Annotated in this window: 17 protein-coding genes; 5 read left to right on the plus strand and 12 right to left on the minus strand. The window is 30.5% G+C overall.

Annotation, left to right across the window (positions count from 1 at the left end; translation table 11 throughout):
- Positions 1-14: 14 nt before the first annotated feature.
- From H6553_10170 to H6553_10200, 7 genes are all read right to left on the minus strand, one after another.
- A complete protein-coding gene (locus H6553_10170) occupies positions 15-614 on the minus strand; it encodes a hypothetical protein (GenBank protein ID MCB9034192.1) in 600 nt (199 codons plus the stop codon).
- 388 nt (positions 615-1,002) lie between these two features.
- Entirely contained in the window at positions 1,003-1,161 is a 159-nt protein-coding gene (locus H6553_10175; GenBank protein ID MCB9034193.1) for a hypothetical protein, read from the minus strand.
- 2 nt (positions 1,162-1,163) lie between these two features.
- Complete coding sequence (locus H6553_10180) at positions 1,164-1,466, minus strand: hypothetical protein (GenBank protein ID MCB9034194.1); 303 nt, start codon at positions 1,464-1,466, stop codon at positions 1,164-1,166.
- Between the two features lie 135 nt (positions 1,467-1,601).
- A complete protein-coding gene (locus H6553_10185) occupies positions 1,602-1,754 on the minus strand; it encodes a hypothetical protein (GenBank protein MCB9034195.1) in 153 nt (50 codons plus the stop codon).
- 7 nt (positions 1,755-1,761) lie between these two features.
- Positions 1,762-1,998, minus strand: coding sequence for a hypothetical protein (locus H6553_10190; protein ID MCB9034196.1), 237 nt, complete (start codon positions 1,996-1,998; stop codon positions 1,762-1,764).
- Between the two features lie 169 nt (positions 1,999-2,167).
- Positions 2,168-2,377: a (4Fe-4S)-binding protein gene (locus H6553_10195; protein ID MCB9034197.1), complete on the minus strand. Its 210-nt coding sequence runs from the start codon at positions 2,375-2,377 to the stop codon at positions 2,168-2,170.
- 390 nt (positions 2,378-2,767) lie between these two features.
- Entirely contained in the window at positions 2,768-3,691 is a 924-nt protein-coding gene (locus tag H6553_10200; GenBank protein ID MCB9034198.1) for a Dyp-type peroxidase, read from the minus strand.
- Positions 3,692-3,883: 192 nt separating this feature from the next.
- Here H6553_10200 and cysC point away from each other — a divergent pair, with 192 nt between their 5' ends.
- The 5 genes from cysC to cysN all read left to right on the plus strand — a co-directional run bounded on the left by cysC (position 3,884) and on the right by cysN (position 8,294).
- Entirely contained in the window at positions 3,884-4,486 is a 603-nt protein-coding gene (gene cysC, locus H6553_10205) for an adenylyl-sulfate kinase (GenBank protein MCB9034199.1), read from the plus strand.
- A gap of 6 nt (positions 4,487-4,492) precedes the next feature.
- Positions 4,493-5,395: a sulfate adenylyltransferase subunit CysD gene (gene cysD / locus H6553_10210; GenBank protein MCB9034200.1), complete on the plus strand. Its 903-nt coding sequence runs from the start codon at positions 4,493-4,495 to the stop codon at positions 5,393-5,395.
- A 44-nt stretch (positions 5,396-5,439) separates the two neighbouring features.
- On the plus strand, positions 5,440-6,537 hold the full coding sequence (locus H6553_10215) for an energy transducer TonB (protein MCB9034201.1): 1,098 nt from the start codon (positions 5,440-5,442) through the stop codon (positions 6,535-6,537).
- A gap of 35 nt (positions 6,538-6,572) precedes the next feature.
- On the plus strand, positions 6,573-6,935 hold the full coding sequence (locus H6553_10220) for a four helix bundle protein (protein ID MCB9034202.1): 363 nt from the start codon (positions 6,573-6,575) through the stop codon (positions 6,933-6,935).
- Positions 6,936-7,013: 78 nt separating this feature from the next.
- Complete coding sequence (gene cysN / locus H6553_10225; protein MCB9034203.1) at positions 7,014-8,294, plus strand: sulfate adenylyltransferase subunit CysN; 1,281 nt, start codon at positions 7,014-7,016, stop codon at positions 8,292-8,294.
- A 266-nt stretch (positions 8,295-8,560) separates the two neighbouring features.
- On the opposite strand, the gene H6553_10230 is transcribed toward cysN, so the two are convergent.
- The 5 genes from H6553_10230 to H6553_10250 form a co-directional block, all read right to left on the minus strand.
- Positions 8,561-10,864 carry an OmpA family protein gene (locus H6553_10230; protein MCB9034204.1) on the minus strand — a complete coding sequence of 768 codons (2,304 nt, stop codon included), beginning with the start codon at positions 10,862-10,864 and terminating at the stop codon, positions 8,561-8,563.
- A gap of 20 nt (positions 10,865-10,884) precedes the next feature.
- On the minus strand, positions 10,885-11,877 hold the full coding sequence (locus H6553_10235) for a type IX secretion system membrane protein PorP/SprF (protein MCB9034205.1): 993 nt from the start codon (positions 11,875-11,877) through the stop codon (positions 10,885-10,887).
- Positions 11,878-11,900: 23 nt separating this feature from the next.
- Complete coding sequence (locus tag H6553_10240) at positions 11,901-14,732, minus strand: gliding motility-associated C-terminal domain-containing protein (GenBank protein MCB9034206.1); 2,832 nt, start codon at positions 14,730-14,732, stop codon at positions 11,901-11,903.
- A 433-nt stretch (positions 14,733-15,165) separates the two neighbouring features.
- Positions 15,166-15,885, minus strand: a complete 720-nt coding sequence (locus H6553_10245) for an MIP family channel protein (protein MCB9034207.1) — start codon at positions 15,883-15,885, stop codon at positions 15,166-15,168.
- A gap of 67 nt (positions 15,886-15,952) precedes the next feature.
- Entirely contained in the window at positions 15,953-16,771 is an 819-nt protein-coding gene (locus H6553_10250; protein ID MCB9034208.1) for a class I SAM-dependent methyltransferase, read from the minus strand.
- Between the last annotated feature and the right edge of the window lie 273 nt (positions 16,772-17,044).

The following is a 17,044-nucleotide window of genomic DNA, read 5'->3' on the forward strand; positions in this document are numbered from 1 at the left end:
ATATCTGTGCATATTTAATAATATTCAAAATGTATATCTTGGTTGAAATTAGTAATATTATTTATAATATTCATATCATTTAATAAATTATTATTAATAGAATAAGTATATTGACTAATATTATTGATATTAGCTATTAGATTCCTATTGGGTTGATATGGATAGTAGTTATTTATTCCTAATAAAAATAATATATCAATGAGATGAACTGGCGGAAGAGAATAATAAGTATAACTATAACCTATATATTGAAAAGGAGCTTTACTTATATTTTGAGTTAAGTAACTATTGTAAGAAACCATTATTGAATCTACATATTGCCAACCAAAAAAATTAGTATAACCATTTTTAAACTTTATAATATTGCCGTTATTAAATTCAAAGTTGAAATAGGTATAATAATAACCTAACAAATACTCGTGACTTATATCTTTTATATAAGAATTTTCAGTTTCATAGCTCGCAATTGTATCTTCTAGTCCTGTAAATGCATTTAATCTTGTAACGCTATTAAAATAGTTGCCATTCAAATAAAAATACAAATCTGTATAAACTTCATTTGTACTATTACTATCTATATTCTGATTTATTCGCATTCTAATTTTATTAGACACAGGTTCTTCAATAATTATAAAAGGTTTATTATTATATATAATTTTATTTAAATATCCATTATTATTGTAATTTAAATAATAAGTATAGTACAATGTTTGTATCTGCTGTATTGGTTGTCATTGTAAAATTTTAAGTTTACCATCTAGCATGTTTATATTTTCCTTTTTACAACTAATTATTGTAACCAAAGCTAATAGAATAATAAAGAATATCTTTTTCATAGTATTTTATTTATGTCCGTTTAACCAATTAATTACATCTGTGCTTAATTAGTTTAGTAATATACTAACTCTATACTTCCACTACTGTTTTGGTTAGTTGCTGTTATTTTATTTACTCTATTCTTATTATCAAACAAATAGTTAAACCGTATAATATTATCTTCTACTAAACCTGTTCCATTACTATAGTAATTTTACTAGTTAAATTATTATTGGGTTTAAATGCTTGATAGCCATTTATAGTTAAAAAATAATACGGATTAGCAACAAAAGGAAGAACATTGATAGTATCATAATTATTAAATATAAAAAGTGGATACAGCATATTTATATCGGAACATTTATATTATTATTATAATGAACGCCGTATTCCATAATATATTTTAAAGAATAATAATTATAGGAAGAAGGAGGTATAAAAATAGAGTATTCAACCGTTATAGAATCTATATTGCCATTGGTATAAGACAATGCTCTCTTTATAATCGAATTTCCAAATGAAGGTATATTGCCATAATTTTCAGCAGAAAGAGAATCTAAGTAAAAATTAGTAGTATAAAATTTACACTGTTCGGCTTCATTTAAAAACTCATCAACATAACTTTCTTTAACTATCTTATTGTTTTGCAATATAAATTTGGTAAAACTATTATATATACCACTAGTGTCTTCATAAGAAATTTTATGTAGTCGTTAATAGGTTTATCAATTAATACAGCCAGTCCATTATTTTTAAATATTATTTTCTCCAACCATAAATCTGTGCTATCGTAGTAAAAATAAAAGCGTATCTGTGCCATAATTATCCTGAATAATAAGGTAATTTACTTTTCCTTCTAAAATATTAGAATTGCTATTCTCTTTCTTACAACTAATCATTGTAACCAAAACCAATAGTATAAAAATTATCTTTTTCATAGCACTTTTATTTATGTCCATTTAACCAGTTAATTACATCGGTGCGTATTTGGCTTAAAAATCCAGCATTTTCACTTGCAAAGCCATGGTTTCCTCCAGTATACATTTTTATAATATGCTCTTCTGTATAGCTGCTATAATCATTTGGTATAGCATCACTTAATCCAGTGTAAGTAGCAATTAAACCACCTGTACTACTCAATTTAGCACTCATGCCATTAGTGGCTTGGTTATAAGGTATCAAGTTTTAATCTTAAATTCATGGTTAATGTTTTATAAGTAAATAATAAGCAAGCTAATACTAATTGCTTTAATAAACAAATTTTTAACACAAAATTTATATATATAGAAAATATACCAAATAATAGGTATCTATATCTTTCAGAGTTTAATGGAAAACCAAGTAGTTAAAACTACTCTTCTTTAATACTCAATGCACCAGACGGACAATTAGCCACTTGTCCAACTAATTCATCGCTAGTAGCATTTTCAATTTTTATCCAAGGTTTTTCTTTTGGATGATATACTTTAGGTAGCATTTTAACACAAATACCTGCATGTATACATTTATGAGGTTGCCAAACTATAGTAATTTCTCCGTTGCTATATTCTTTCGATTCCATTTGATAATATATTTTATTGAAAGTAAAACAATTCTATAAAATATGCAAATGATATAAGAGTAATCAAAAACGATTTACAATAAAATTAGTGAGAATAAATAAAAGAAGCATAAAACCAAAACAGTTTGGCGTAGAAGCATTTTTAGCAATAGATGTAAATGTCTCGTAATTGCATTGTGAGGAACGAGCAATAGGCATGTAGAAACAAATTTATCATCGATTTGCTTCACCAAAACAAGAATATAAAGAAAAGCAAAATTCCTTAAATGCTTCTTGTCCTGAATTTATTTCAGAATCTTGTTCGTTTTGCATCAAGACAAAATGAACTAAAACTATATTTATATTAAAAATATTTTTTCTAATATAATTTAAAAAACAACACTTTATAAATTACTCAGCAAACTGTTTCAACATATTCAGTGTAGGTACAAAAAATAGCGTACCAGTTTGTGCTGTACTAAAATCTAAAATTCTATCGTAGTTGCCTTCAGGAACACCAATATACATATTGGTCAACATCTTTTTTATTGTATTGAATGAACTAGCATAAGCAATAAAATAAGTTCCCATACTATTGTTGGCAACACTACCAAAAGGCAAATTATCTCTTACAATTTTCAAATCATCTCCAACATTAGATAATGCAGAATGCGAGTTGCTTGGTTTTACTTCATCAGACATTTCTACATCATCTACCTTAGTTCTGCCAATCACTTTTTCTTGGTCTTGAACAGATAATGCCTTCCAAGCTTTCATGTCGTGTTTATATTTCTGAACAAATAAATAGCTACAACCTTTATACTGTTTATCTTCATCACCAATAATGCCAAAATACGCTCGGTCATCACCTCTCGGATTTTCAGTACCATCTACAAATCCTAAAATACTTCTACCATCCCAATATTTAAAACCATGAATTTCTTCTACACATTCAGCTACATCACTTAAAGCATTAGTAATTAAGTCAGCAATATCTATGCAATAGCTTTTTATTTCTGAACGAATATGAAAATGCAAATCGCCTTTTGTAGCAACTGCTTCATGTTTAATACCTTTTATCGCATCAAAATGCACAAATTCTTTAGGCAATGGTGTAGACAAATTCAGTTGTTGCCAAGCATCATATCCAATACCTAACACTACACTCGAATGTTTGTCTGGAAAACGAGTACTCGCAGTATTATTTATATTAATTACAAGTGTACATATATTTTTAAAAGCAGCTTCAATAGCAGTGTCGTTTTTAAAATTCCAAACCATAAAAACAGTATTATTATTTGGCGTACTCAATACATCTTGCGAATTTGTGTTCATATTTATTTAGATTTATATAAAAGTGTTACCCATTTTTGCTACTCAAATGTAAAAAACATTAAGCACACTTTCTTAATTATTACAATAAATTAAGAAAAAGTGTCATGTAAAAAATCACCAAAAACCATTAGTCTATAAAACCGATATACTATTGGTAGAATTAAAACAAAATACTATATTTGCCATTTCTACATGGAAAAGAACAATAACATACATCCAATTTTTGACAAGCTTTTACAAAGAAGCGACAAAGAAGCATTGCTGCATCAAAAAGGATTGTGTATTTGGCTCACAGGTTTATCTGGTTCTGGAAAAAGCACTATTGCACAAGCATTAGAAAAACAATTTCATCAACAAGGTATTGTTACTATGGTTTTAGATGGCGACAATATTAGAACTGGCATCAATAATAATTTAGGATTTTCTGAAGCAGATAGAGTAGAAAATATTCGTAGAATTGCAGAAGTTACCAAACTATTTATTAGCTGTGGCATTGTTACCATTAATTCATTTGTAAGTCCAACTAAAGACATTAGAACTTTAGCCGCTGATATTATTGGAGAAAATGATTTCTACGAAGTGTATATCAATGCAAGTTTTGACGAATGTGCTAAAAGAGATGTAAAAGGATTGTACAAAAAAGCATTGGCTGGCGAAATTAAAAATTTTACTGGTTTAGATGCACCTTTTGAAGCACCAGAAAATGCACAATTAGAAATTAAAACTGCTGAGCAAAGTGTAGAGCAATCAGTGCAATTGTGCTACGATTTTTTTATCAATAAAATTAAAATATAAATTAATATGGATTATAGTTTAACGCATTTAAGAGAATTAGAAGCTGAGTCGATTTTTGTAATTAGAGAAGTAGCTGCTCAGTTCGAAAATCCTTGTTTACTTTTTTCTGGTGGTAAAGATTCTATTACAGTATTGCACTTAGCCATCAAAGCATTTTATCCTGCTAGTATTCCTTTTACCTTGTTGCATGTAGATACAGGACACAACTTTCAGGAAACCATTGATTTTAGAGATCATTTAGTAGAAAAATATAACTTACGCTTGTTGGTTGCTTCTGTTCAAGAAGCTATTGACCAAGGTTTGGTTAGAGAAGAAAAAGGATTTAATGCTAGTAGAAATGCACTACAAACAGTGCCTTTATTAGAAGCTATTGAAAAAAATAAATTTGATGCAGCTCTTGGTGGTGCAAGAAGAGATGAAGAAAAAGCTAGAGCCAAAGAAAGATTCTTTTCCCATAGAGATGATTTTGGACAATGGGATCCAAAAAATCAAAGACCAGAATTGTGGAATCTTTTTAATGGCAGAAAACACATGGGCGAACATTTTAGAGTATTTCCTATTAGTAACTGGACAGAAATGGATGTTTGGCAATATATATTATTAGAAAATATAGAAATTCCTAGCTTGTATTTTGCACATCAAAGAAATGTTTTTGAAAGAGATGGTGTATTGTATGATGACTCTGAATACATCAATAAAAAAGATGGAGAAGTAGCAGAAGAAAAGACCGTACGATTTAGAACCATTGGCGATATTACTTGTACAGGAGCAGTTTTATCAGATGCAGATACACTAGAAAAAATTATACAAGAAGTTGCTGCTGCTCGTAGTACAGAAAGAGGTACAAGAGCCGACGACAAACGAAGTGAAGCTGCTATGGAAGACAGAAAAAAACAAGGATATTTTTAGTCATTGGTCATTAGTTAATAAGTCATTAGTATTTGGTGAAAAAGATGCAAACTATATTAAAATATTTATTTTTAGTTGTTACATTGATAGTAACTTATAATAATTCTTTTGCTTCTGATGAAATTTTAGAGTATGCTAAAACACAACCAAGTTTTAAAGGAGGAACTGATTCACTTGTTTATTTTATCTATAATAACTTAAATTATCCAATAAATGATTTACTACAAAGAAAAGAAGGTACGGTTTATGTGAAATTTTATATTGATAAAGAAGGTAAAACAAATAATCCAACAGTTATTAAAAGCAATATGAGTGATGATGCAAATAATGAAGCTTTAAGAATTGTAAATGTAATGCCAAATTGGAATCCAGGATATAATGACAACGAAGTAGTTAGTGTTTATTATACTTTACCAATTAAATTTAAAATAACACAGAGAGAAGAAAATACACTAGCTGATTTCACAATAAATACTCAACCAGAATTTCCTAATGGTGGTGCAAAAGCTATGCTTCAATTTATAACAGATAGTTTAGTTTATCCAAAAACAGAATACAAGAAAAAGAAAGAAGCTACAATTTATGTGCAATTTACTATTAATGAAGATGGTTCTATTGCTGATGCAGAAATAATAAAAAATAAAGATATAAGTGGAAATTTCAATAATGAAGCACTTAGATTAGTCAATGCAATGCCAAATTGGATTCCTGCAACACAAAATGGAATTCCTGTTAAAATGAAATATACTTTACCTATTAAGTTCGAAATTCTTGATGAACACGAAATCATGGTGAAAGAATCTTGGGATAATGTTTCAATTAGTCCTTGTAATGGAATTACTCAAGAAGCGGAATACAAAAATGGACCAAGTGCATTAAAGAGTTATATTGAAAACAATATTCAATATCCAAAAGAAGCATCGCAACAAAATATGAATGGTAGTGTTGTTGTACAGTTTATAGTAGATGAAGAAGGTTATGTTAAATATCCAAAAGTTGTAAATGGAGATTACATCAAAGCATATTTAAATGAAGCATTACGAGTAGTTAATTTTATGCCAAGATGGAATCCTAAAATAGTTTGTGGAACAGCAGTAAAATCAATTCAACAAATACCAATTAATTTTTATATAAAATATTGAATAGTAATTAGTCAGTAGTAATTAGGATTTAAAGAATGGAGTTAGAAGAATTAATGGCATATAAAAAAGCTTATGAATTATCAAATAAAATTTGGGAAATAGTAATTATGCTAGATAACTTTGAAAAAAATACTATTGGAAGACAACTATCAAGAGCAGCAGACTCTATAAGTGCCAATATTGCAGAAGGATATGGAAGGTTTTCTTATAAAGAAAATAAACAATTTTGTTTCTACGCAAGAGGTTCATTATACGAAACAAAAGACTGGCTAAATAAATTAGAAAATAGAAAAATTATTACTAATGAAAATTTTAATAATTTAATGAATGACATAAACGACATTGGAAAACTTTTAAATGGATATATCAAATCAATAGGCAAAACCAATGATAAGTAACTAATCACACAAACTTACCAATGACTAATGTCTATTGACAAATGACTAAAAAACAAATAACAAATGACTAATACACAAATGACAAATGACAACTTCGACCAAGAAGCTTATTTAGATATGGAACTACTTCGTTTTACTACTGCTGGTAGTGTTGACGATGGTAAATCTACACTAATAGGAAGACTTTTATACGATAGCAAGTCTATCTTTCAAGACCAAATGGAGCAAATAGAAACAGCTTCGCAAAAAAGAGGCGAAGAGTATGTCAACTTAGCTTTGCTTACCGATGGTTTGAGAGCAGAGAGAGAACAAGGCATTACTATTGATGTTGCCTATCGATATTTCTCTACACCAAAAAGAAAATTTATTATTGCAGATACACCAGGTCATATTCAGTACACTAGAAATATGGTTACAGGTGCTTCAACTGCCAACTTAGCTATCATTTTAGTCGATGCAAGAAAAGGCATTATAGAACAGACTTATCGTCATTCATTCATTGCATCATTGCTACAAATTCCGCACATAGTTGTTTGTGTTAATAAAATGGATTTAGTAGATTGGGACGAAGCTACTTTCAATAAAATTGCACACGAGTACAAAGCTTTTGCTGCAAAACTAGATGTTCAAGATGTACACTTTATTCCTATTTCAGCTTTAATGGGTGATAATGTAGTGAATCGTTCTGAAAATATGAAATGGTATAACGGACCAACTTTATTGTATCTCTTAGAAAATATACATATAGGTTCAGACTTAAATCATATTGATGCAAGATTTCCAGTGCAGTATGTTATCAGACCAATGAAAACAGAATATCACGATTATAGAGCATATGCAGGAAGAGTTGCTGGCGGAATTTTTAGAGTTGGCGACAAAGTAAAAGCATTGCCTTCTGGTTTTACTTCTACCATTAAAGCAATTAAAACTTTAGATGGCGATTTAGACGAAACATTTGCACCACAATCGGTGTCTATTGTACTAGAAGATGAAATTGATATTTCTCGTGGCGATATGATTGTAAAAGAAAACAACTTACCAGAAATTGCTCAAGACTTAGACATTATGGTTTGTTGGATGAACGAAAAACCATTAACACCAAGAGGAAAATATGTTTTAAAACATACAAGTAAAGAATGTAGATGTATGATTAAAGAAGTTATTTATAAATTAAACATCGATACACTACAAAAAGTAGAAGGCGACAGTACTATTAATTTAAATGATATAGGTAAAGTTAGCATTAGAACGACTACACCATTATTCTACGACGATTATAGAAAAAATAGAATTACAGGAAGTGTTATTTTAATAGACGAAGCTACCAACGAAACCGTAGCAGCTGGAATGATAGTGTAGTAGATTGTTAGATTCAAGATTGTTAGATTTTTCGCCACAACAAGTGAAAACACTTGATAATATTTTTTTATGGCATAACCTCCACTGCGTTTCGGTCGTGCTATCCGTTACAAGTCCTCGCTCCTTTCGTCGCTGTGGGCTTTCCACTACTATCACTTATGCAAATAGTGCAAACCAAAACTAACCTCCATAAAAAAAACACCTACTTTTTTAGTAGGTGTTTTGAATTATATTAACCTGAGTTATATTATTTAGTTTTTGTTCAATTAGAATGGACAGTCTCTACATGGATCAATTTGCATATCAAATCTTTCTAGAGATTTAATATCGTAAGAACCGCCAATTACTCTAAACTCTGTTCTTCTATTTCTTTGGTGTTCATACTCACTACAAGGAACGCCATCGGTACAATTATTTCTAGGTTGTGTTTCGCCATAACCTTTTGCTTTTAAACGACTAGCTGGAATGCCTTTTGAAATTAACCAATTCACTACACTTTGAGCTCTTTTTTGTGATAAAGCAATGTTGTATTCATAAGAAGCTCTTGAGTCGGTATGTGAACCAATTTCTACAATAGTACTTGGATTTTCTTTCAAGAATCCTAGTAATTTATTAAGTTGTACTTCACTTTCTGGTCTGATATTCCATTTATCAAAATCGTAGTAAATATCTTTCAATTCAATAGTTCCACCATCGACACCATTATTAGCATCAACAATATTGCTACTGTCTTTTTCTAATTCAACAACTACTCTAGTTACATTAGGATTTCCACAACTTACTATTTGATTGCATTTTTCTAATGAAGATGTTTTAGTATCTACTGTTTTGTAACCTTCTGCTACAGCTACAATTAAATATTCGCAACCACATTCAACAATAAAACATTGCTCTCCTTGTGCATTACTAGTACCGTTATATGTTCTTTCCGAACAGTTATTTTTAATACTTACTTTAGCATTTTCAATTACTTTTTGTGTTCCTTTTTCAACTACTTGAACTAACAAACCCGTTTCTTCTTTTTTAGTTAAAGGAATTCTTACTTTAACAGTTTGTCCTGGTTGAACATTTTTTGTAGAAGCACAAACTGAGTTATTCGTAGCATAACCTTCTGCACTTGCATTAAAACAATAGTCTCTATTAATAGCCACTGGATAAGTAAAATAGCCATCGCACTTTGTATCAGAACCAGCCACTACGCTACTATTTTGTAACATAGCTACGCTTGAGTTGCAAATTGGCTCACCTGTTTTTGCATCTACTACAATACCTTCTAAGTTAATGCCATTATCTGTAAACGACCAAATATCATCTAAACCTTTTCCTTCTGGTCTGTTTGATGTAAAATAACCGTAAGATTTATTTTTTCCGAATGTTAAACCAAAATCATCATAAGTACTATTAATTGGAGCACCAATATTTGTAGGATTTGAAGTAGCACCACTCATTACTTTAAAGATATCTAATCCACCTAAACCTGGCCAACCATTACTAGCAAAGTATAAGTTTCCATCTTCATCAACATAAGGAAACATTTCGTTACCATCTGTATTTAATCCATCTAAATTTTTAGGTTGCGACCAAGAACTTCCTTCTTTATGTGTAACATATAAGTCTGCACCACCATGACCACCAGGCATATCGCTTACAAAATACATGGTTTGTCCGTCTGGTGTTAATGCAGGATGACCTACACTATAATTATCATTATTGTATGGAAACTCTTTCTCGTCTACCCATTTGTTAGTGCTTTCTACAGTTGCTTGATATATTTTTAAATCAGTTACACCTTGCTCATCTTTGCCTTTCTTTTTGTCGAAGTAATTATTTCTTGTCAAATAAACGGTTCCATCTGGTGAAAAAGTTGGTACTGCATCATGAAATTTTGTTTCAGCATCTTTTTTAATTACATCTGGATTTTTTTCAAACTGAATTGAATCACCTTTAGCACTATATAAATCAAAGAATGTAGTACCAATCCAGCTGTGTTCTCTACCAATTGCTTTTTCTTGATCTCTTGACGAAGCATAAATTAAATGGTCATTATGATACACTGGTGAAAAATCATAAGTCTTGGTATTAAAGTCTAGATTAGTTAAATTATATCTATCTTTATTAACATAAAATTTATTATTATTTTTAATTGCATCAATTTGGTTTTGAGCTAACTCGCTATTTTCTGTTTGAATATAATTTTTATAGGCATTAGATGCTTCTTCTAATTTACCTAAAGATTGAGCCGCTTGTGCTAAAGCCAAAGTATATTTTGGATCGGTATTTCCACTTTGTACTGCTTTGTTATACCATTCATAAGCTTTTTCGTAATTGCTTGTATTTTTATAGCAATCTGCTAAGTGAGCCATTAAAACATTGTCGTCTTGTTTTTTCAAAAGTTTTTCGTACAATGGAATAGCGTCATAATAAGCTAATTTTTCATATAAGTTTTCAGCATTTTTCTTTCCACCTAACCAAGATTCTTCAATCCATCCACCTTCTTCTTCTTGTGCTTGCAGCTGATTAAATCCAGCTACTAAAAGAAAAATCAACAATAATATATTATATATTTTCATTTTGTATTATTTTTTTATATTTAGAAATATCTTGGTGTTCTAATTTTATCTTCTTTTCTGAATACATCGTATCCTAAAATAATTTCGTGTGTTCCTTTGTTATAGTCTTGTAATTTAGACAGTGTATAATCGTAGGCATAACCAATCATCAATTGTTTAGTTGGCCATACTTCTAAATTAAAGTCAAAGCTATCGTGATTTTCTAAACCTGTTTTCTTTTTATGGAAAGCAGTTCTATATGTTCCACCAATATTAATTCTATCAATAATTAAAAAGCTTAAATTAAAATCCATTTCAAAAGGAATTTTTTGTTCTTTATTGATAATGTATTTTCCCATTACTTGAGGACGAATTTTAAATCCGCCAGTAACTGGAATAACACCACCAGCCATTGTAAACAAATGTGGTGTTCTTTGAGCAATAGAATCTTTAGCAATTAAACTTGCTTGTTCTTTATTGTACAAAGTAGATTTTATAAAGTTTGGAACAGAAACGCCTACATAAAATTTTGGATGATATAAGTACAATCCAGCACCAACATCTGGTAAAATTCTACTTACATTTTGTGCATATGCCTCATCTGTTTGATCTGCTCTGTTTAATTCGCTTAAGTTGCTTTTGTAAATTTGAAGTCCTGCATTAATACCAATAGATAATTTTATTTTTTCTGACAATTTAATTCTATAAGCATAAGATGCATCTATCCAAGTTTGGTTGGTAACACCTAACCTATCGTTTACTACAAACAAACCTAAAGCACTGTTTTCTTTTTTAAGTGGACTATGAATACTAAAGGAAGCTGTTTGTGGTGCACCATCTATTTTTACCCATTGTGTTCTATACAATGCTCTCAAACTTAATGCACCTCTTGCTCCTGTATAGCCAGCATTAATTGGCAATTTATTATACATGAACTGCGTGTATTGTGGTTCTTGTTGTGCTTGAACCATAAATACTACAGTACAACAAAACAGTATTAATAATGCACTTTTTAATTTATTAATTGTGAACATATTATAACTTTATAATTTTAAAATTAATTTCCTCTATGAATAACAATGAAACCAGCTCTATCAATAACAGCACCTAAAGCATTGGTATACTTTAATGCGTAGTAATAAGTACCGTCTGGCAGATTATCTCCTTTGTAAGTACCATCCCATGAGTTATCGTAATTGCTATTTTTATATACTTCAATTCCCCAACGGTTATATACACAGAATTGAACTGCTTGATTTTCTACTATACAAGGAATTTCAAATAAATCGTTTTTGCCATTTCCATCTGGAGAGAAAGTATTTGGTATATCACAATAATCTACTGTAATGTATACCCAAGCTGTATCTGCACCATCGTCATCACAAATAGCATATTGTATACTATCAATTCCTATATATCCATAATTAGGTGTATAGTCTATATTGTTTCCATTAACAACTGCTGTTCCATTAGTTGGATTGGTAATAATACCATCTGTACCTCCACATAATGCAATAGCATCGTCTTCGGTTTTAATATCGTTATTTAAGATTGGAATGCTTACCGTATTGCCTGTACTTACTGTATCATTATTGATAGCAATTGGTGGTGTTCCTAGAACAGTTACAATTACAATTGTATTTCTACACTCATTATCGCTATTACAAACTTTTATGCAAATAGTATCATTTCCTTTAGCATCATCTGCATTATATACTAAGCAATTATCGTCATTAATATACCAAGAACCATAATTTGCAGTTGCTGTGGTGTTGTCATCGCAATCAGAGTAAGTTAAACCTGTACCAATTGGCAATCCGAAATTACATTCTATTATAGAATCATTTACAAGTACAACATCATATAATGTATCTGGTGTATATGGTTTTATATGAATAATCACTGTTGTTTGTGTACATATATGCAAAACAGTATCACAAGCACTTACACAAAGTGTATCGCTACCTGCTAGGTTTCCTGCTTGGTATTGTAAGCAATTATCTACGATGCTCCAAGTGCCAAAGTCAGCAGTGCCTTGTAATTCTCCATCACAAGATTCTACTAGCACATTATCTCCAACTGGTAATTTAGTACAAGTAGTATCTAGTGTTCCTGCTGTAATTGTTTTTTCTGTAGTATCTACTATTGTACAAGCAACACATATATTAATAGAATCGATGCATTCGGTTTCTCTATCTTCTAATTTAACAGTGTGACAACCAGATGGTATTACCATACTAACTCCATTATATGCTACTGAATAGTTATAGTTTATATAAGTATAAGTTGCACCTTGATCGTTATTCAAAATATAAATTGAAGAATCTGTATCGTATGCTGCATCTGTATTAGTACTATACAAATATAGTCCATTTCTATACCAACCATTATTTGGATCGTTATCATTTAAAATAGTTACTAGAGAATCTAAAGTAGTAAACTGAATGTTTTGACCAACTTTAGTAGAATCATTTAATCTAAACCAAATTAGCGTATGCATTTCATCATCTTGATAAACTGTTGAACCAAAGTTTAAGTTTCCGCCAACTAAAGTTTCGCCACATAAATCTAGTGTTCCATTATAAATTTCATCATCTAATGAAATATTATAATTCATTGTATCATTTAAAGATATAGGTAAACAAAATGTAGCAGAATTATCTGTTGGATTAGTACATTCTATTATAGTATCTGTAGAAGCAATTAGCGTACTACAACTACAATCGTTTACTACAACTTGCATAGAATCTGTAGTTTGACAACCTGTTGCATTGGTTACGGTTAGGTAAACCCAATAAGTTCCTTTTGTTGAATTTGAAAATGTAGCATTTGCTGTTGCAGCATTGGTAAGTATACTTCCATCAGTAGCATAAACACCCCATTGATAAGTGAAAGGAGCTTCGCCAGTTACGATTGGTGCAAGTGTTACTGAATCTGTGCTACAAACGAAAGTATCATTTAATATAAGTTCTGGGCCAACGCAAGTAGTAATACAACTTGCTAAATCGCCTCTTGTGTCGCTATTGCCATTAATAGTATAACTGTTTATTTCAGCCATTCCACTCATACAAGGTGTTCCTGGATTTCCATCAGTGCAACCTCTTGTATCTATTCTATATACTTTTCCTGTTTGAACTTCTAATGCGATAAACTGACCTACACTATCTAGAGCTAAGCCACCTAAATTGTAAGTTGGTGTTGCATTTTCTGAAGCTTCATAACATCTACCATTATAGTCTGTATCAATTACGCCTAATATTTGGTCTACACCACTATAAAATAAAATATTTCCAGTACTTGGCTCCCATACCATATCTTGAGCACCACCTTCACCTCCTGATATTAAAGTTTGTGTTAATGCATCTTGAAATTGAGTACAAGTAGCATCGAAAGTAATAGCATTCCATGTTACAGATAAACTTGGAATAGCGACTTTACCAATATATAAAGCTATAGTATCAATAGTGCTAGGAGGAGATACATGTACTTCGGCAGCCATTACAATATAATTACCATTATTATCTGCTGTTCCTAAGAAACCTAATATTCTATGCAAATTAAATGCTGAATTATTTGGTAGATCAATTGTTCCTAAATTAACAGCTGCTCCATTACTACCAATCTGAATTAAGTTTGAAGTAACTGTAAAAGAACTGCCTAAAAAGACTTGAGACAATATAAGTTCTGGACTTAAAATGGCGTTTAATTGAGCATAAGCGTAACCGTTTGTACTTAATAAAGCTAAAGCATTTAGATTATTTATTACCAATTTTGAAGTAGTATCTACTACTGCAATTTGAGTATCTAATGCTCCAGAGGTAGCATTTACAACACTAATATATGATGGATTATTAGCATTGCTTGGTCCTTCATTTATCAATGATAACATTGTAGGACAATTAAAAGTTGTTAAGTCTTGTGCTTTTATCTGAGTGATAAAGCAAAAAGATGCTAATAAAAATAAGAATTTATTAAACATATTAAATTATTTTTTATTCTGTTATTCTTCTTTAAAAATTAAAACGCAATCTAAAAGAAAGGCAAATCTAATTTATGGTTGTAAGTAAAGCACTTGTTTTGTATTAACATAAGATTAAGTTATATTATTTAGGCAATAAAATACATTATTAAAAATTATAATATAACGAATGATTCTTGACCAATTACTATATTAATCCATGTTTTTTTTAATGCTTAATAGCTTTCTCTATTAATTAAAAAAGCACAAGAGTTACCTTGTGCTTTTAATCATGTTTTGTCTAAATATTAGACTAAAGTAGGTTGAGAAATGTCTAGTATCTAGAAGTCTAATATCTATATAATTATGCTTCTGCTTCTTCGAAACCAAATTTCCAAACTAATGCAGATAAAACTGCTCCAGTTATTGGTGCTACTATAAATAGCCATAATTGTTGTATTGCTACACCTCCTGCAAAAATTGCTGGGCCTAAACTTCTAGCTGGATTTACAGATGTTCCTGTTACTCTAATCGATAGTAAGTGAATCAACATTAAAGTTACACCAATTGCTAAGCCAGCCATTGTTCCGTTACCAAATTTTGATGTAGTAGCAAAAATTACGAATAAGAATACAAAGGTCATAACAGCTTCTGTTAAAAAAGCACTAGTAATATTAAAGTAATTTACTTCGCTACCTAAGTAACCTTTTCCCCAACCATTTGCACCTAAAGCCCAATCGCCTAAACCTGTATAAGCAGAGTGACCTGAAAGTATGGCATATAGAACCGCAGTTGCTAAAACAGCACCAATACATTGAGCTACAATGTAACCAACTGTATCTTTTGCATTAAGTTTACCAGAAACCAACATAGCAATTGAAATTGCAGGATTGATATGACAACCAGAAATGCCACCAATAGCATAAGCCATAGCTACTACAGAAAAACCGAAGGCAATGGCAATACCTAATAAACCAATTCCTGATGGACCAGTATCGTTGTTGACACCAGCAATAACGGCTGCTCCACAACCAAATAAAACTAATCCAAATGTGCCGATTAACTCAGCTAAATATTTTTTCATAATATAAAATTTGGATAAATTTATTTGGATAAGTTAAAATTTGCAAGAAAAGTTATCCACTTTTAGCTTAAACAAATTGAAAATGAAATACTTGTGATATGTCAAAGTATTGATTTGTAGACAGTAACGCTTTCAATAAAATATTAATATCGTAATTTTTAGTGTTTTTAAAATAAGGTATTGCTTCTACAAATTTTATATGATTAGACCATTTTTCAATATCTTTTGGCTGCATAACACCCCAATCCATTGTAGCATTTTTCATGCCTGCCATTTGTACTTGTCTGCCAATAAAAAATCCGCCCATGTTAGAAACCACATCAAACACAATATGAGCACCTGTTAATCGTGAAGCTATGGTTCTAAAAAAAGCACTTACTTTCCCTTCATCAAAATACATAAAAACACCAGGAACTGTTATGAGTAATCCATCATCAATGTCTCCTATATCATACATCCAAGAAAAATCAAACATAGATTTGTAGATATAGGTAACATATTCATTTGGAATTGGCAATAGCTCTGCTCTTAATTCCATAGCGTCTGGTAAGTCTAAATCGTACCATTCGTACTTTGGTTGATTTAAACGATAGTATGCCGTTTCTAATCCAACGCCAATGTTTAAAATTTTTCCTTTTGGATGTTGTTGCATAAACTGTTTGACTTTGTTGTCCATGATTAAAGCTCGTTCACACAAACCAATCATGCCTGTTTTTTTCATATATTTATAGTATTTATCAAAGTCGGTATCTATTTGCTGTGATAATGCCAATGCTTTTTTATCATTTAATATTGGATGCTTGCTTGTAGCATCTTTAGCTCTTGCCATTAATGGTAATAATAATGTTTCTTGTACTACACCTAAATCGGTTGATAATTTTTCCATAGTATCAAATGTAAACGAAATGCATTAATATATGACTATACAAAGGTTATTTTTTTGAATTGTCAGGAGTTTAAATTGTCAAGTGAAAATACTTGAGGTAGCAAATAAAAAGATGCTGAAATAAATTCAGCAACAAGTCTACTTTATTTTTTAGTCATTTTAAACTTATCGCAGAGTCCTCTTACGAGAGACTTCTGCTATGAATAAAAGAAAAAGCAAGAGAACTTATACCTAAATCTATTACAAAAGAGGTCTAATAATTCAAGCTGTCAA

The sequence above is a fragment of the Chitinophagales bacterium genome, from assembly GCA_020636535.1.
Classification (GTDB): domain Bacteria; phylum Bacteroidota; class Bacteroidia; order Chitinophagales; family JADIYW01; genus JADJSS01.